Raw genomic sequence first — 14,816 nt, 5'->3', positions numbered from 1 at the left:
CCACGGTCCTAAAGCGCGATGAGATTGGGATGAATCGTCATCGCGCTTTAGGTTGTTGTTTTGAGCATGATCTTTTCGGAAAACCGCTTCACACTTTTCCGGATCATGCTCTAGCATATGAGCGCGGCGCCTCAATCCCATTTCGGCGCGAAGCCGAAATTGGTCAGCCGGCCCTTGGGGCTCGCGAGCGCGGCAATCTGGCTCATTTCGTCGGGCGACAATTCGAAATCGAAGATCTCGATGTTTTCCGAGAGACGTTCGACGCGCGAGGTGCGCGGGATCGCGACGACGTTCTGCTGCACCAGCCAGCGCAGACAGATTTGCGCGGCCGTCTTGCGATGAACCCGGCCGATCCTGGCCAGCGTTTCGTCATTCTTGATGCGGCCCTTGGCGATCGGGCTGTAGGCGACGAGCGCAAGGCCGTGCTGGTCGCAGGCCGCCCTCACCTTGGTCTGGTCGAGATAAGGATGATACTCGACCTGATCGCAGACCAGCGGCTCCGGACAGGCGGCGACCGCCTCCTCGATCAGCGCCACCGTGAAGTTGGAGACGCCGATATTCCGCGTCAGCCCGAGCCGCCTGGCGTGCGCCAGCGCGCCGAGCGTCTCGACGAGCGGCACGTGCGGGTTGGGCCAGTGCAGCAGCAACAGATCGACCGACGGCAGCCGCAGCCTCACCAGGCTCTCCTTGACCGAGCGCTCGAGATCGTGAGGCGCGAAATGATTGGTCCAGACCTTCGTGGTGATGAAGACGTCGTCGCGGCGCACACCGGAGGCGCGAACGCCGTCACCGACCTCGCGCTCATTGTCGTAGACCTGCGCGGTGTCGATATGGCGGTAGCCGAGCCGCAGCGCCTGCTCGACCACGCGCGCGCAGGTCCGGCCGCTCAGCTCCCAGGTCCCGAGCCCGAGCGCTGGGATTCGTGCACCATTGGCCTCGACGAACAGCATGAGGAATCCTCTCGCTCGCCCCGGTCGCATTATGGACCCCGCGCACGCAGCTGCCAACCGAGGCAATCGGCGATATCGAGGTGAGCTTAATCGGCCCTTGTCGTCGGGTTGTCAGACCTTGGCGAGCGCCTGAAACACCATGTCAGGTGCATGCGCGATCACCGCGAGCAGCGCCCGTGCAGGTCCGCGCGGCGCGCGCTTGCCCTGCTCCCAGTTGCGGATGGTCTCGACGGGCACGCCGAGTTTTGCGGCGAACTCCATCTGGGTGAGACAGGCGCGGCGACGCAGGTCGCGCACGGCGAGCGGGCCGGCCTCACCGACGGCAGGTGCGCCTTGCAGCGGCAGCTCCTGCCCGTCCCGCAATTCGACGATCCGTCCGTCCGCTTTCAGCCGCAACCGCATGTTCATTCCCCAAGCAGGGTGATCATGGATGAAGCGGCTTAAGTTCGGATTAATGATAGAGAGGCGCTCCGCTCGTGCCCGGACGCAGCGCAGCGCCGCTTCGGCGGTGCGCTGCAGAGCCGGGGCCCATCTCACCGCGGCGTCCGTGTCGACATGGGTCCCGGTTCTGCGCAGCAACGCCCAGAGCGTTGCAGCGCGCCCGGGACACGAGGGTTGCCATTGTGGTTGCCCACACTCCGTATGCACCTCAAGGTTCCTATTTCAGCCCGAACCACAAGGTCGCAATGCCGAGGAAGGAGAAGAAGCCGACGACGTCGGTCACCGTCGTGACGAAGGTGCCGGAGGCGACCGCGGGATCGGCCCGCACCCGCTCGAGCCCCATCGGGATCAGAATGCCGCCGAGCGCGCCGGCGACGAGGTTGCAGACGATCGCAAGCCCGATGACGATGCCGAGACCCGGAATCTTGAACCAGGCCACCGCGGCAATGCCGGTGATCACCGCAAAGGCGAGGCCGTTGACGAGGCCGACGAAGGTCTCGCGCATGACCACGCGCCAGGCATTGGAGGAGCCGAGCTCGCGGGTGGCAAGTGCCCGCACCGCGACGGTCATGGTCTGGGTCGCGGCGTTGCCGCCCTGGCTCGCCACGATCGGCGCGAGCACGGCGAGCGCCACCATCTTTTCGAGCTGCCCTTCGAACAGGCCGAGCACGGAAGACGCGAGGAAGGCGGTGGCGAGATTGACCAGCAGCCAGTTGAAGCGGGCGCGCGCAATGGTCAGCACGCTGTCGGACAGTTCCTCGTCGCTGGTGACGCCGCCGAGCGCCTTGAGGTCCTCGTCCGCCTCCTCCTCGATGACGTCGACGACGTCGTCGACGGTGACGACGCCGACCAGGCGATCCTGGGTGTCTACGACGGGAGCGGCAACGAGATTGTACTTGCCAAACATGCGCGCCACCTCCTCCTGGTCCTCCAGGACGGAGACGCGGCGGCGGTCCTCGTCGCAGAGGTCGGTGAGCGGCACGGGGCGGCGGGCGCGCAAGAGCACGTCGAGCGGAACGGCTCCCTGCCAGTGCCGGTCCTTGTCGACGACGTAGATCTCGTAGAAGCGGTCCGGCAGATCGGGCGTCTCGCGCATGTAGTCGATCGCCTGGCCCACCGTGAAATCCTGGGGCACCGCGATGAACTCGGTCTGCATCCGCCGGCCGGCGGAGTTTTCCGGATAAAGCAGGCTGCGCTCGAGCGCGACGCGCTCGGACGCCGGCAGCTTCTCGAGGATCTCCTCCTGATCCGCCTCATCGAGGGTCTCGAGCAGCTCGACGGCATCGTCGGATTCGAGCTCGCGGACGCCCTCGGCAACCGTCTCCGGCGGCAGTTCCTCGAGGATCTCCTCGCGAACGGCCTCGTCGACCTCGTTCAGGGCCGAGAAGTCGAAATCGCGCCCCGTCAGCTCGACCAGCCGGACGCGGTCATCGGGCGCGAGGGCCGCGATGAGGTCGCCGAGGTCCGCCTCGTGCAGTTCCGCGACGATGGCCCGCAGCTGCGCGCTGTCGGAGGCTTCGATGGCTCGCGCGATCTCCGCGACGAATTCGTGACGAATTTCGCCATCTTCGTTGCGCATGGGAACGTGATCAAGGACCGAGGCCTCGGCGGGTTCGGCAACGTCCATATGTTCGTCCATGGCGCGCCTCGCCGTTTGACAGGATGGTCCAATTGGTTTGAGCTGAGGCTCAGGCAATAGTCACAAGGCAACATCGAGCGCAATGAGAAAGATGCGTCTGCACCCATGGCCGCTGTCGATCGCCGTCGCCACAGTGGTGCTTGCCGGCATCACGGCGGCGAAGGCTGCCGACTGCCCGCGCCAGGATGCGCTCGGCACCGCGCGCGTGCTCAGCGTCGACCCGAAGATCTATCCGCGGGTCGGGTTGAAGAGCTTTCCGCAGACCTTGCCGCTCGCCGATCACGAGGTCGTGCTGACCTTCGATGACGGGCCCCGGCCCCCGCACACGCAAAAGGTGCTGGCGGCGCTCGCCCATGAATGCGTGCGCGCCACCTTCTTCCTGGTCGGCAGGTCGTCGGCGGAATCTCCGGGACTGGTCAAGCGGATCGCCGCTGAAGGCCATACGGTCGCGCATCACACCTGGTCGCATCCGATGTCGTCGAAGATCTCGTTCGAGCATGCGAAAAAGGACATCGATCGCGGCATTGCCGCCGACGAGATGGCGCTCCGTGGCGCATCGACCACGACGCCGTCGACCCCGTTCTTCCGTTTCCCCTATTTCGACTCGACGCCCGCAACCCTCGATTTCCTGCAATCACGCGGGATCGCCGTGTTCGGGGCGGACCTTTGGGCCAGCGACTGGGAAGATATCACCCCGGAGGAGGAATTGAAGAAGGTCACGGAGCGGCTCGAGGTCGCGAAAAAGGGTATCATCCTGTTGCACGACGCGCAGGCGCGAACCGCGGCCATGATGCCCGCCTTCCTGCGCTACCTGCACCACAATGGCTACCACGTCGTTCACATTGTTCCGGCAGTGACGGAAAAAAGCGCCAATACGCATTGATGCCGGAATGTCACGGCGGCCCAAATTGGGGTGATCGTGGGGCAATTAAGCCTCCGTTCATGCTAGGCCGTGCAAAGATGGACGGGCAAGCGCGCCTGAACCGTTTCGGCCGGGCTTCGACCAATGTTCGGTCGCGGATCGCGTACGAGGGCAGACGAAGAGCAATGATCGTTCCCAAAGTTTCCCGCCGGACGCGGTCCTGGATCGTCTGCCTCGGATTTTTGACCGCCGGCCCTGCCGCTGCGCTCGCGGCCGACTGTCCCGGCCATCCCGACGCGCTCGGCACCTCGCGCACGATCGTGGTCGACCCCCGCGAGCATCCGCGCATCGGCACGATGCAGTACCGGGAAACCCTGCCGCTGAGGGATCACGAGGTGGTCCTGACCTTCGACGACGGGCCGCTCCCGAAATACTCGAACCAGGTGCTCCAGATCCTGGCCAATGAGTGCATCAAGGCGACCTTCTTCACCATCGGCAAGCAGGCGCAGGCCAACCCCGAAGGCGTGCGCAAGCTGGTCGCCGCCGGCCACACCGTCGGTACGCACAGCTATAGTCATCCGCTCACCTTCGAGAAGATGCCGATCGAGAAGGCGCAGGCCGAGATCGATGGCGGCATCGCCTCGGTGACGGCAGCGATGACCGATCCGGCCGCGCTCGCGCCGTTCTTCCGCATTCCCGGCCTGCTCCGCGCCGAGGGCGTGGAGAATTTGCTCGCCTCGCGCGGCATCCAGGTCTGGAGCGCCGATTTCCCGGCCGACGACTGGCGGCACGTCTCGCCCGAGCGCGTCTATCAGCTCGCCATCCAGCGGCTGGAAGCCAAGGGCAAGGGCGTTCTGCTCCTGCACGACATCCAGCCGCGCACCGTCGCAGCGCTGCCCAAGATCATCCGCGAGCTGAAGGCCCGCGGCTATCGCATCGTGCATGTGGTGCCCGCCACCGCCGATCGGCCGGCGACGCCGACCGAGCCGGTCGAGTGGCTGCTGCATCCGCCGAGCGAGAACGTGGCCGTGGTGCGCTGGCCGAGGATTCCGAGCTTCGTCTTCACACGGAGCGAAACATTGCGGGCCCCGCTGCTGTCGGATCTGAATGCCGAGCTGCCGCGCCAGGCGGCCTCGTCGCACTGGGGTATCGCCAAAGCCGGCGCTGAGAACCTGCCCGTTCCGAGCCGGGACCTTTTCGAGATCAAGGAAGGCTCGCTCGAAGTGCTGCTGACGGCGTCCCGTCACGCGGCAACGAGGCTGGCGCCGGCCAACACGGCCGATGCGGTCTCATCAAGGAAAGCAAAGGGCCGCGGCCGGGCCGTGGCGGTTGCCACGCATGGCGGCCAGCATGCCCAGGCCTCGCGCGCCACGGCCAAGCGCACGGCGCGGAACGCCAACGCCAGCGCAGCGCGCCCGACAAAGCTTGCCAGCCTGAAGAAGCGGCAGCAGCAGTAAGCTTTAAAAGCTCCCTACTGCCGCACGATGGCGGCGACGCAGAGCAGCACGATCAGCGCCAGGAAGAACAGGTCCATATAGGACTTGAGCTCACCGTCGCGGCGCAGCCGCGCCACGTCGGTCACGATCTGCTTGCGCGCATTGGTTCCGCCGCTGCCGTCATTGATCGGCGCCTGCAGCCGCCGCGTCTCGCCCTCCAGCTTCTCGATCTTCTGGTAAAAATAGAACGCGCGCAGCGTCGAGGCCGCGCGCATGCCGGTGTAGACCAGCACGAGAATCGCGAGGATCGCGCGGTTCGGATACTTCTCCATGAAGTTCAGGCTGAAATAGACCATCGCCAGGAACGCGAAGTTGGTCACGAAGCGGTAGACGAAGCTTAGAAAAACCATGCTGGCTCCAGCGAAGGGCGGCGCGACGTTGCGAATTTGCGGAGAATGTTCGACGCAAGCCGGAACGGCCTGCCCCGAACGGGTGCTGGTCTACGCCAACTTTGTGCAGCCAATATTAAGTGTGCCCCGCGCGGCGCGGACCGGGAATCGACGGGGTGGCCGGACGCGCGCGCGTGCGCCTTTTAGCCACGCTTGGCCATAATGCAAGAGAGCGCAGGCGGCCTGCCACGACGCCGCGCACGGACAGCGGCGGCCCTATCGGCTCAATGGAGATTCGGCACAACTCACGTTACACTGCGTTTGCCACCAGACTTTGCCAAAGCGCGATGGGTTCAAGATGAAGCGTCATCGCGCTTTGGTTATTGTTTGGGCATGATCTCCGCGCAAAACGCTTCGCGTTTGTCGCGAGGGAAAACCGCTTCACACTTTTCCGGATCATGCTCCTGCCGATGTGGGGTCTGCCGATGCCGAAGAAGGGAATCACGGGCCACGACGAATGGGTGCTCACCGAGGCGCTGGCAACCGCGCTGGTCGCGCTGGAGCAGCTCGCGCCTAAACACCAGCCGCGCGCGCATATGGACGACATCCGCAAGATGCTGGCCAACGGCAAGGAGCCTGCCACCGTCAGCCTTCATCTCGCCCAGGCCAAATGCCGCCTGTTCCCCGAGACCGACCCGCTTGAGATCTACCGGGAATACGGGATCGGCGAGGAATATGGCTGAGCGGAGCCTGAAGGGCCCCACGTCCTGGAAAACTAAGGGAGGTTGGTGCGCTCGGAGGGACTCGAACCCCCACTCGGTTAAGAACTGCCACCTCAAGGCAGCGCGTCTACCAGTTCCGCCACGAGCGCTTTAAGAAGCCGGCTTTGGGCTCGCGCCGGCCGGATCAACCGGCGCCGATCTAACAAATCCATCAGGGGGGTACAAGCCTGCCGAGGCCGCAAATTCCACAAGCTTCTGAGGAAATTTCGTCCCTCGTCCGGCCGGTCACCGGGTCCCGGGCGAGCGCGGCAGCATCTGCTTGACCTCGACCGCAATCCGGTTGCGGTCGACCAGCACGACGCCGCTGGCTACGGGCAGATTATTGGCCAAAACCTTCACCTCGTCGGCCTCGGTCGCGTCCAGTTCGATGATGGCGCCACGGGAAAGACGTAATACCTGATGGATCGGCATGGTGGTCGTCCCGAGGACGACCATGAGATCCACGGTGACTTTATCGAGAGTGGGCACGTCAGCACCGCCGCAACTGGAGACTCTTGCATTTGCGCCTGTGATGATCACCACGTTATGGTTAGCCAATGGTTAATAGCCTCGAAAATCAGCGCCAAGACCTCGATTTGACGCCGTTTTCCGCCACCTCGGGCCAGCCCGTGGAGTGGCGGATTTCGGACGCCCCGGTGCCCTATCCCGAGGCCGTGGCCGCCATGGAGGCACGGGTTGCGGCGATTGCCGCGGGCGAAGCGCCGGAACTGGTGTGGCTGCTGGAGCACCCCCCACTTTATACCTCCGGCACCTCCGCCAAGGCGTCCGACCTGCTCGATCCCCGCTTTCCCGCTTTCGCCGCGGGGCGCGGCGGGCAAGTGACCTATCACGGGCCCGGCCAGCGGGTGGCCTATGTGATGCTCGACCTCAAGCGCCGCCGGCCGGACGTACGGGCCTATGTCGCGAGCCTGGAGGAATTGATTCTGCGCACGCTCGACGCCTTCAACGTCCGCGGCGAACGGCGCGAGGACCGGGTCGGCGTCTGGGTGAAGCGACCGGACAAGGGCCCAGGCCATGAGGACAAGATCGCCGCGATCGGCGTGCGGCTGAAGCGCTGGGTGTCGTTCCACGGCATCGCCATCAATGTCGAGCCGGACCTGTCGCATTTCGCGGCGATCGTGCCCTGCGGCGTGGTCGATCCCCGCTATGGCGTCACCTCGCTGGTCGACCTCGGCCACCTCGTCACGATGGCCGACGTCGACGTCGCGCTGCGGCGGGCTTTTGAGGAGCTGTTCGGCCCGACAAAAGCCCTGCTGCCGGAGACCGCGGTTTAGGCGGCCGCGCGCTCCGGCGCGACCTCGAGCTTGCCGGCGATGTAGCGGCGCTCCTGGGTGAGGCCGCCGAAGCCGTAGGCATCGCCCCTCACCTCGTCGACATGCAGGTACGTCTCGTGATGCAGCGGGCCCAGGATCCCGGCCATGCGCTTGAACATCGCGGCGAGGTAGGCGGCCTTCTCGTCCTTGGTGTTGGTGCCCTCGGAGACGTGGATGTCGATCCAGTAGCTCGCGAGCTTCTGCTCGGCGAGCGACTTGCCGCCGGCGAACCAGTCGTTGGCGTCGACCGATTTCACGACGATGGCGGTGACCTTGGGATCCTTGTGCAGGATCGTTGCGGTGAGCTCGGACACGGCGCTCGCGATGTCGGCCTTGAGCGACGGCGACTGGCGGGAGGTCGAATAGGACACGGTGATCAGGGGCATGGTGGTTTCTCCTTGGAAAGCTTCGGCGCAGCTGCTGCGCGGCGTCCATGGAAAACTAGATCCGGCCACATCATTTTGGTATCTTATCTATACTGATATCAATGATAACTATTCGTAATGACAGCAACGCTCGACATCGCCACGGTGCAGGCCTTCCTGCTGGTCGCCGACCTCCAGAGTTTTACGCGCGCGGCCGAGGCGCTCGGGACAACGCAGGCGGCTGTGAGCCTCAAGCTGCAACGGCTCGAAACGCTGCTTGGCAAGCGCCTCGTCGAGCGCTCGCCGCGCGCGGTGAAGCTGACCGCCGAGGGCGCGACGTTCCTGCCGCGGGCACGGGCGCTCATGGACGCCCATGACCGCGCATTGTCAGGCGAGGCGCAGGCCGCGCAATCATTGTCGCTTGGCATCTCCGACCACGCCGCCGGCCCCGAGTTGGTGCCCCTGCTGGAACGGCTGCACGCGATGTCCTCGCAGCTCACCCTCGCCGTCAGCATCGGCTTCTCGCGCGAGATGCTGGAGGCCTACGACGAGGGCCGGCTCGATGCGGTGATCGTGCGCCAGGAAGGCAGCCGGCGCGGCGGCGAGAAGCTGGCCGAGGACGAGTTCGGGTGGTTCGCGGCAAGACGCTTTACCGTGCCGCAAGGCGAAGCCCTGCCGCTCGCCACACTGGCCCCGCCCTGCGGAGTGCGCGCGATCGCCGTGCGCGCGCTCGACAAGGCCGGCATCCCCTGGCGCGAGCGCTTCGTCGGCGGCGGCGTCACGGCGGTGGTTGCCGCCGCGCTCGCAGGCCTTGCCGTGGCGCCGCTGGCGCGGCGGATCGCACCGGCTGGGCTGGTCGACATCGGCCCGGCGCACAAGCTGCCAAAACTTGGCGCGTCAAAGGTGATGCTGCACTCGAAGGTCAGCGACCCCGCCAAGCTCGCCGCACTGCGCACGATGGCGGCGACGTTTCGCAGCGCCGCCGCGTAAGCCTCACAAAATCGCCTCGAACGCGCTGCGCAGCGTTTCGTGCCTGAACACGAAGCCATGGCTCAGCGCCTTGTTCGGCAGCACGCGCTGGCCGCCGAGCAGGAGCTCGTCGGCAAAACCGCCACCGATCCGGCGGAGCAGGCTTGCCGGAATGCGAAACACCGCGGGGCGATGCAGGCCGCGGGCAAGCTCGTCGGTGAATTTTGCATTGGTGACGGGGATCGGGGCGGTCGCGTTGATGGGGCCGGCGAGATCGGGCGTCGCGATGACATAGGCGATCAGGCGGATGAGATCGTCGCGCTCGATCCATGACATCCATTGCCGGCCCGTGCCGAGCGGACCGCCGAGGCCGAACTCGAACGGCGTCAGCATGCGCGTGATGAAGCCTCCCTCGGTGCCGAGCACGAGGCCGATGCGCAGGTAAACCACGCGAACGCCGTGCTCCTCCGCCGGTCGCGCCGCCTTCTCCCAGGCATCGCACAGCTCATGGCTGAAGCAGGCGTGCGACTTCGCCGATTCCGTCAGCACCTGGTCGGCCCACAGCCCGTACCAGCCTATCGCGGAGCCACTGACCAGCACGGCCGGCTTGCGCGCCAGCCGCGCGATCAGCTTCACGACCTCACCGGTCATGTCGGTCCGCGACTTGAGAATCCTTGTACGCTTCTCTTCGGTCCACAGCCCGTTGCCGATCGGCTCGCCCGCCAGGTTGACCATGGCGTCAATGCACATGTCCGACGAAACCTGATCAAGGCTCGTGATCAGCGTCACCGGCGGCGGCAACATCCGAGCCTTGGCGGGATCGCGGATCAGCGCGATGACCTGGTGCCCGGCTTCCGCGAGACTGGCCGCGAGCCGGCTGCCGATGAACCCCGTGGCGCCGGTGATCAGCACGGTCTGGCAACCCGCGAGCTTGTCGGTGAGATCGCGCGCAGGCGCGCTCGTCATGCGGGCAAGCCGCCGCGTCACGGCATAGTCGCGCAGGCCGCACAGCGCCGCGCCGACCGCGCAGGCGGTCGCGGCAATGCTGAGCAGGCCATGATAAACGATCGTTACGCCGAGCGGCTGCGTGGCCCAACCGATCAGGACCGGCAGCAGCAAAACCAGGATGGCGCCGTAGTTGATCGCCAGCAGCGTGTGATTGATGCGCTCGCTTGGCGGCAATTTCCGGCTCAGATCTTCCTCGACGAAATCCATCAGCGTGATGACGATCTCGGCGACCAGCACCGCGACGATGAGAACGGCAAGCAAACCATGCACCTCGAGCCAGCCGAGCAGCAGGAACAGCAGTGCATAGAGCATGTTGCGCACGGCGTGGAGCTTCAGCTCGAAACGCTGCGATGGCCGCCAGGCCAGGCGCTCGGTGAATTCGTGGTGATAGAAGGTATCGAACACCCCCATCACGATCTGGATGGCGATGAGGGTCCACAACAGCGGTGTCATGACACGGCCTCCCTGAAGGTGGCGGACTGGTGGATCAGCGCGCCGTAACGGGGGTGAGTGACGTCGAGGGTGAAACGGAAGGCGCCCTCGCCGAGATCGCGATGCGTCACCGTGAGATCGCCGGGCGTCAGCCATTTCGGCAGTGGCAGCCAGAGCCGGCCGATCTGGAGGCCGTAGCCGGCACTGCGAAATTCCAGCACCTCTCCCACGACCGCGATCCGCAGCGCCATCGACACGCCGAAACCAACATATTCCTCGAGCCCGGTCGGCCCCTCAAAGCGCTTGGCAGAGTGGATGACCTGCGGAAAGCCGTTCCTGCGTGCGCAGATGCGCGTCCAGGTCTGGCCGCCGCTGCGGGCATCCTCGGTGACCGTGACGATCATCGGCACGCCGATGTCGCGACCGGTCGGCAACGGCCCGCCGATCAGACGCGCGGCCTGCGCGAGCCACCAGCCGAGATCGCTGAAGCTGACCTCGTCGATGACGCCGACATAGACGACGCTGTCGCCGTCGCGCATGGAAAACCGCCGCCAGGTCGCAAGCGGCAGGCGCCCCCAATCCTCGTCCGGCAACAGCGCACGGAAGCGGCGATCATCGAGGAATTTGCTGTGGGCGAGAAAGGATGCGTGAGAGCCTGGTAATCGTGCCGACGTCATCGCAGCCCTCCCCTACGCTATTTGGCCTTACCCAGCGGCAGCAGATTGGCGATCTTCTCGCCGAGCTTCATCAGCGCGATCAGCCGCGGCCGCGGCACTCTGAGCATCTGCGTGAACCAGTGGTCCGCGAGCTCGGTGAAGGAGAGCATCTCCTTCAGCCGCTTGGCTGCGACCGGACTGATGGTCGGATCGTCGGTGGCATCGGAAACGCAGGCCCGCAGGGCCGCGATAGCAGGATCGATCTCCCGCTCCTTGCGCCGCGCCGCGATCCGCGCCGCCACCTCCCAGATGTCGGTCTCCGCCTCGAAATGATCGCGGCGGTCGCCAAGGATCGGCACGCGCCGGATCAGATTCCAGGCCAGCAGCTCCTTGATCGAGTTGGAGACGTTGGACCGCGCCATGCCGAGCGTCTCGGCGATGTCCTCCGCCGTCATCGGCGCTTCCGCGAGATAGAGCAGCCCATGGATCTGGCTGACCGAGCGGTTGACGCCCCATTCATCGCCCATGTCGCCCCAGTGCAGGATGAAGCGCTCGACGGCCGCGGGCAATTTCTTCTTACCTGTTATTTCTGTCATAACAGAAATATCTGACGGTATCGATCTCCTGTCAAGCGGTCCCTTGCCCTGGCCTTGCATACTGTTACCGACATTTGCCTAAAAAGAGTTCAGGCGCGCGGAACAAAGACCGGAGCGAGGCGTTTGTCACGGTCGAGGCGGGGTCCAGAATGGCGCAAAAGTATAGACAGCAGAGAGACTTGTTCGAAAGCGAACGAAGTTTCCGGCTGTTGGTTGAGGGGGTTGCGGACTACGCCCTCTATATGCTCGACCCCACCGGCATCATCACCAGCTGGAACATCGGCGGCGAGCGCATCAAGGGCTATTCGCCCGCAGAGATCATCGGCCAGCATTTTTCGCGCTTCTATACCGAGATCGATCGCGCCAATGGCAAACCCGCGCGCGCGCTCAGAATCGCGCGGGAACAGGGCCGCTACGAGGAGGAAGGCTGGCGCGTCCGCAAGGACGGCACCTTCTTCTGGGCAAGCGTCGTGATCGATCCGATCTACGAGGACGGCGATCTCATCGGCTTTGCAAAGATCACCCGCGACATCACCGAACGCCGCAACGCCCAGCTCAAGCTCGAGGCGATGCAGAAGCAGCTCGCGGAGTCCCAGAAGTTCGACGCGCTCGGCCAGCTCACCGGCGGCGTCGCGCACGACTTCAACAACCTCTTGATGATCATCAGCGGCAGCCTTCACGTTCTCAAGAGGAGCCCTGAACAGGACTCCAAGCTGGAGCGCGCGATCTCCGCAATCGATACGGCGACGAAGCGCGGCGCCGCGTTGACGGCCCAGCTCCTGACCTTTGCCCGCCGCCAGAGCGTCAATCCGCAGGCGATCCATTTCGGTGAACGCATCAAGGCGATCCGCGAGGTCCTCCATGCCGGCGTCGGCAGCCCCGTGCGGCTCGCCTTCGACATCGACCGCGAGGTCTGGCCGATCAGGGCCGACGTGTCCGAGCTCGAGACCGCGCTGCTCAACCTCGTGATCAATGCGCGCGATGCGATGCCCGATGGCGGCACGGTAACGATCGGCGCACGCAACGTGGTGCTGTCCGAACCGCTTCACGCCGGCGAGTTCGTGGCCATCACCGTTGCCGATACCGGCCTCGGGATCCCCTCCGACGTGCTCGACAAGATCTTCGAGCCGTTCTTCACGACCAAGCCGGTCGGCAAGGGCACCGGGCTCGGCCTGTCCCAGGTGCACGGCTTTGCCCATCAGGCCGGCGGCACGGTGAAGGTGGACAGCGAGCTCGGCAAGGGCACCACATTCACAATTCTCTTGCCGCGCGAGACGAGCGAACCTCAGCGCGAAGCGACCGTCGCGCCCTCGCGCGGCAGCGGAACCGTGCTGCTGGTCGAGGACAATCCCGACGTCGCGCTGGTCAGCACCACGCTGCTGGAGCAACTCGGCTATCGCGTTCGCCGCGTGGCGGATGCCGAGGAGGCGCTACGCGAGATCGAGCAAGACGGCGTCGATTTCGTGTTCTCCGACATCGTGATGCCCGGCAAGATGGACGGCCTCACCCTCGCCCATCGCTTGCGCCAGATCCGCCCCGAGCTGCCGATCCTGCTCGCGACCGGCTACAGCGACGCCGCCGCCGATGTGCGCGGCAATTTCCCGATTCTGCGCAAGCCCTACGAGATCCACGAGCTCAGCGACGCCATCGCCAAGCTGCCGCGGTGAATCTACACCGTCGGCAGCACCGAGAACGCCTCGCCTGCCCGCCGCAGGTTCAAATCGTCCTCTCCTGCGGTTTCGCTGGTGACGTTATCGACGCGCGAGGACGGCGGGCCATGCCGGCACAACGCCACCATTTCGGCGACGCGGGTCGGCGCTCCCGCAAACAGCGCCTCCACGCTGCCGTCGCGCCGATTGCGCACCCAGCCTTCCAGCCCGCTCGCGCTCGCCTGGTATTCGACCCAGGCGCGATAGCCGACGCCCTGCACACGCCCGCGGATCATGACCTGGAGGATGGCCCGGCTCATCTCTTCGCCCTAAGGAAATCGGCACTGCGCGCTTTCACGTCGGCCTCGCGCGTGACGCGCGCCGTCAACTCCGACGATGCGAGACCTCTGAGACCTTTCGGCGGCGTTCCTTCGCGCAGCGCCTTCAGCGTGTCGTAGACCGCCTGAGTTGCCGCAGCGATCGGCGCATGGCCTTGCAGCGCGATGCGCACGCGTTGGCCGGCGAGATAGTCGAGCGCGTTCAGCTCGTCCGGCGCGCCGCCCAGCACGATCGGCAGGCGCGTCGCCGCTGCGATCGCCTCGAGCTCGGCGCGCGACTTGATGCCGGTGAAGAACAAGGCATCGACGCCGGTTTCCCCATAGGCCTGCGCGCGCTTGATGGTGTCCTCGAGCGAGGTGATCGCGGCGGCGCCCGTGCGGCCCATGATGACCAGCGAGGGATCGCTGCGGCCATCGAGCGCCGCCTTCATCTTGCCGACTCCCTCCTCCAGCGAGATGAGCTGCGTCTTCGCTTCGCCAAAGGCCTGCGGCAGCAGCGTGTCCTCGATGGTAAGGCCGGCGCAGCCCGCGGCCTCCAGCTCCTGCACCGTGCGGCGGACGTTGAGCGCGTTGCCATAGCCGTGATCGGCGTCCACCAGCACCGGCAGCGCGGAGGCCCGCGACATCCGCCGCATCTGCTCGGCGAGCTCGGTGAGCGTGATCAGCGCGATATCGGGATCGCCGAGCACGGCGAGCGAGGCCACCGAGCCGCCGAACATGCCGAGCGCAAAGCCGAGATCCTCGGCAATGCGGATCGAGATCGCGTCATAGACCGAGCCGGGACGGACGCATGCCGAGCCCGAGAGGATGGAACGTAGTTTTTCGCGACGTTGACGAAAGGCCATGGTGCTCTCTCGGTTGAGGCGCGGAAGCCGCAACATACTCCGTCATTGCGAGCCGAGCGAAGCAATCCAGAACGCCAGCCCCTCATCCTGAGGAGCGCGGAACGCGCGTCTCGAAGGATGGAGGCCCGGCTCTCGGCCTCGCCCTT

The 14,816-nt window shown here is 65.5% G+C and carries 17 protein-coding genes and 1 tRNA gene; 6 read left to right on the top strand and 12 right to left on the bottom strand.

The features are described from left to right. Positions 1-131 precede the first annotated feature (131 nt). From QQL28_RS07230 to mgtE, 3 genes are all read right to left on the bottom strand, one after another. On the bottom strand, positions 132-950 hold the full coding sequence (locus QQL28_RS07230) for an aldo/keto reductase (protein ID WP_284262816.1): 819 nt from the start codon (positions 948-950) through the stop codon (positions 132-134). A gap of 111 nt (positions 951-1,061) precedes the next feature. After that, on the bottom strand, positions 1,062-1,358 hold the full coding sequence (locus QQL28_RS07225; protein ID WP_284262814.1) for a helix-turn-helix domain-containing protein: 297 nt from the start codon (positions 1,356-1,358) through the stop codon (positions 1,062-1,064). A gap of 250 nt (positions 1,359-1,608) precedes the next feature. Continuing rightward, positions 1,609-3,030, bottom strand: coding sequence for a magnesium transporter (mgtE, locus tag QQL28_RS07220; RefSeq protein WP_284262812.1), 1,422 nt, complete (start codon positions 3,028-3,030; stop codon positions 1,609-1,611). Between the two features lie 82 nt (positions 3,031-3,112). Between mgtE and QQL28_RS07215 the strand changes: the two genes are divergently transcribed. Next, complete coding sequence (locus tag QQL28_RS07215) at positions 3,113-3,913, top strand: polysaccharide deacetylase family protein (RefSeq protein WP_284262810.1); 801 nt, start codon at positions 3,113-3,115, stop codon at positions 3,911-3,913. Between the two features lie 164 nt (positions 3,914-4,077). Next, positions 4,078-5,349, top strand: coding sequence for a polysaccharide deacetylase family protein (locus QQL28_RS07210; RefSeq protein WP_284262808.1), 1,272 nt, complete (start codon positions 4,078-4,080; stop codon positions 5,347-5,349). Between the two features lie 14 nt (positions 5,350-5,363). Here the strand turns inward: QQL28_RS07210 and QQL28_RS07205 are convergent, their stop codons facing one another. After that, on the bottom strand, positions 5,364-5,738 hold the full coding sequence (locus tag QQL28_RS07205; RefSeq protein WP_284262806.1) for a hypothetical protein: 375 nt from the start codon (positions 5,736-5,738) through the stop codon (positions 5,364-5,366). A gap of 464 nt (positions 5,739-6,202) precedes the next feature. Here QQL28_RS07205 and QQL28_RS07200 point away from each other — a divergent pair, with 464 nt between their 5' ends. Continuing rightward, positions 6,203-6,460 carry a hypothetical protein gene (locus tag QQL28_RS07200; protein WP_284262804.1) on the top strand — a complete coding sequence of 86 codons (258 nt, stop codon included), beginning with the start codon at positions 6,203-6,205 and terminating at the stop codon, positions 6,458-6,460. 43 nt (positions 6,461-6,503) lie between these two features. On the opposite strand, the gene QQL28_RS07195 is transcribed toward QQL28_RS07200, so the two are convergent. Next, positions 6,504-6,588: transfer RNA gene (locus QQL28_RS07195), tRNA-Leu, on the bottom strand. A 136-nt stretch (positions 6,589-6,724) separates the two neighbouring features. Continuing rightward, the gene (locus QQL28_RS07190) at positions 6,725-6,967 is read right to left on the bottom strand and encodes a FliM/FliN family flagellar motor switch protein (protein WP_018647371.1); all 243 of its coding nucleotides are present in this window, start codon (positions 6,965-6,967) and stop codon (positions 6,725-6,727) included. 68 nt (positions 6,968-7,035) lie between these two features. Here QQL28_RS07190 and lipB point away from each other — a divergent pair, with 68 nt between their 5' ends. Next, on the top strand, positions 7,036-7,773 hold the full coding sequence (gene lipB, locus QQL28_RS07185) for a lipoyl(octanoyl) transferase LipB (protein WP_284262781.1): 738 nt from the start codon (positions 7,036-7,038) through the stop codon (positions 7,771-7,773). Here lipB and QQL28_RS07180 read toward each other — a convergent pair. Further along, positions 7,770-8,198 (bottom strand): tautomerase family protein, encoded by a 429-nt coding sequence (locus QQL28_RS07180; RefSeq protein WP_284262779.1) that lies wholly within the window; start codon positions 8,196-8,198, stop codon positions 7,770-7,772. The two genes, lipB and QQL28_RS07180, sit on opposite strands and share 4 nt — an antisense overlap. Before the next feature lie 117 nt (positions 8,199-8,315). Between QQL28_RS07180 and QQL28_RS07175 the strand changes: the two genes are divergently transcribed. Then, positions 8,316-9,167 carry a LysR family transcriptional regulator gene (locus tag QQL28_RS07175; protein ID WP_284262777.1) on the top strand — a complete coding sequence of 284 codons (852 nt, stop codon included), beginning with the start codon at positions 8,316-8,318 and terminating at the stop codon, positions 9,165-9,167. 3 nt (positions 9,168-9,170) lie between these two features. Here QQL28_RS07175 and QQL28_RS07170 read toward each other — a convergent pair whose 3' ends face one another. The 3 genes from QQL28_RS07170 to QQL28_RS07160 are packed head-to-tail and all read right to left on the bottom strand — an operon-like array spanning position 9,171 to position 11,838. Continuing rightward, positions 9,171-10,607, bottom strand: a complete 1,437-nt coding sequence (locus tag QQL28_RS07170; RefSeq protein WP_284262776.1) for a TIGR01777 family oxidoreductase — start codon at positions 10,605-10,607, stop codon at positions 9,171-9,173. After that, positions 10,604-11,263: a DUF4166 domain-containing protein gene (locus QQL28_RS07165; RefSeq protein ID WP_284262774.1), complete on the bottom strand. Its 660-nt coding sequence runs from the start codon at positions 11,261-11,263 to the stop codon at positions 10,604-10,606. Before QQL28_RS07165 ends, QQL28_RS07170 begins: the two co-directional genes overlap by 4 nt. A gap of 17 nt (positions 11,264-11,280) precedes the next feature. Further along, on the bottom strand, positions 11,281-11,838 hold the full coding sequence (locus QQL28_RS07160) for a GbsR/MarR family transcriptional regulator (RefSeq protein ID WP_284262773.1): 558 nt from the start codon (positions 11,836-11,838) through the stop codon (positions 11,281-11,283). A 149-nt stretch (positions 11,839-11,987) separates the two neighbouring features. Between QQL28_RS07160 and QQL28_RS07155 the strand changes: the two genes are divergently transcribed. Then, positions 11,988-13,505 carry a PAS domain-containing sensor histidine kinase gene (locus tag QQL28_RS07155; protein WP_284262771.1) on the top strand — a complete coding sequence of 506 codons (1,518 nt, stop codon included), beginning with the start codon at positions 11,988-11,990 and terminating at the stop codon, positions 13,503-13,505. 2 nt (positions 13,506-13,507) lie between these two features. Here QQL28_RS07155 and QQL28_RS07150 read toward each other — a convergent pair whose 3' ends face one another. Together QQL28_RS07150 and QQL28_RS07145 are read right to left on the bottom strand one after the other, a co-directional pair. Further along, entirely contained in the window at positions 13,508-13,807 is a 300-nt protein-coding gene (locus tag QQL28_RS07150) for an acylphosphatase (RefSeq protein WP_254095820.1), read from the bottom strand. After that, positions 13,804-14,670: an isocitrate lyase/PEP mutase family protein gene (locus tag QQL28_RS07145; protein ID WP_284262766.1), complete on the bottom strand. Its 867-nt coding sequence runs from the start codon at positions 14,668-14,670 to the stop codon at positions 13,804-13,806. Before QQL28_RS07145 ends, QQL28_RS07150 begins: the two co-directional genes overlap by 4 nt. Between the last annotated feature and the right edge of the window lie 146 nt (positions 14,671-14,816).

This window comes from Bradyrhizobium iriomotense, assembly GCF_030160715.1.
In the GTDB taxonomy this organism is placed as follows: domain Bacteria; phylum Pseudomonadota; class Alphaproteobacteria; order Rhizobiales; family Xanthobacteraceae; genus Bradyrhizobium; species Bradyrhizobium iriomotense.
Note: the sequence above shows the minus strand (reverse complement) of the source record. Positions and strands in the feature narration are given on the sequence as shown.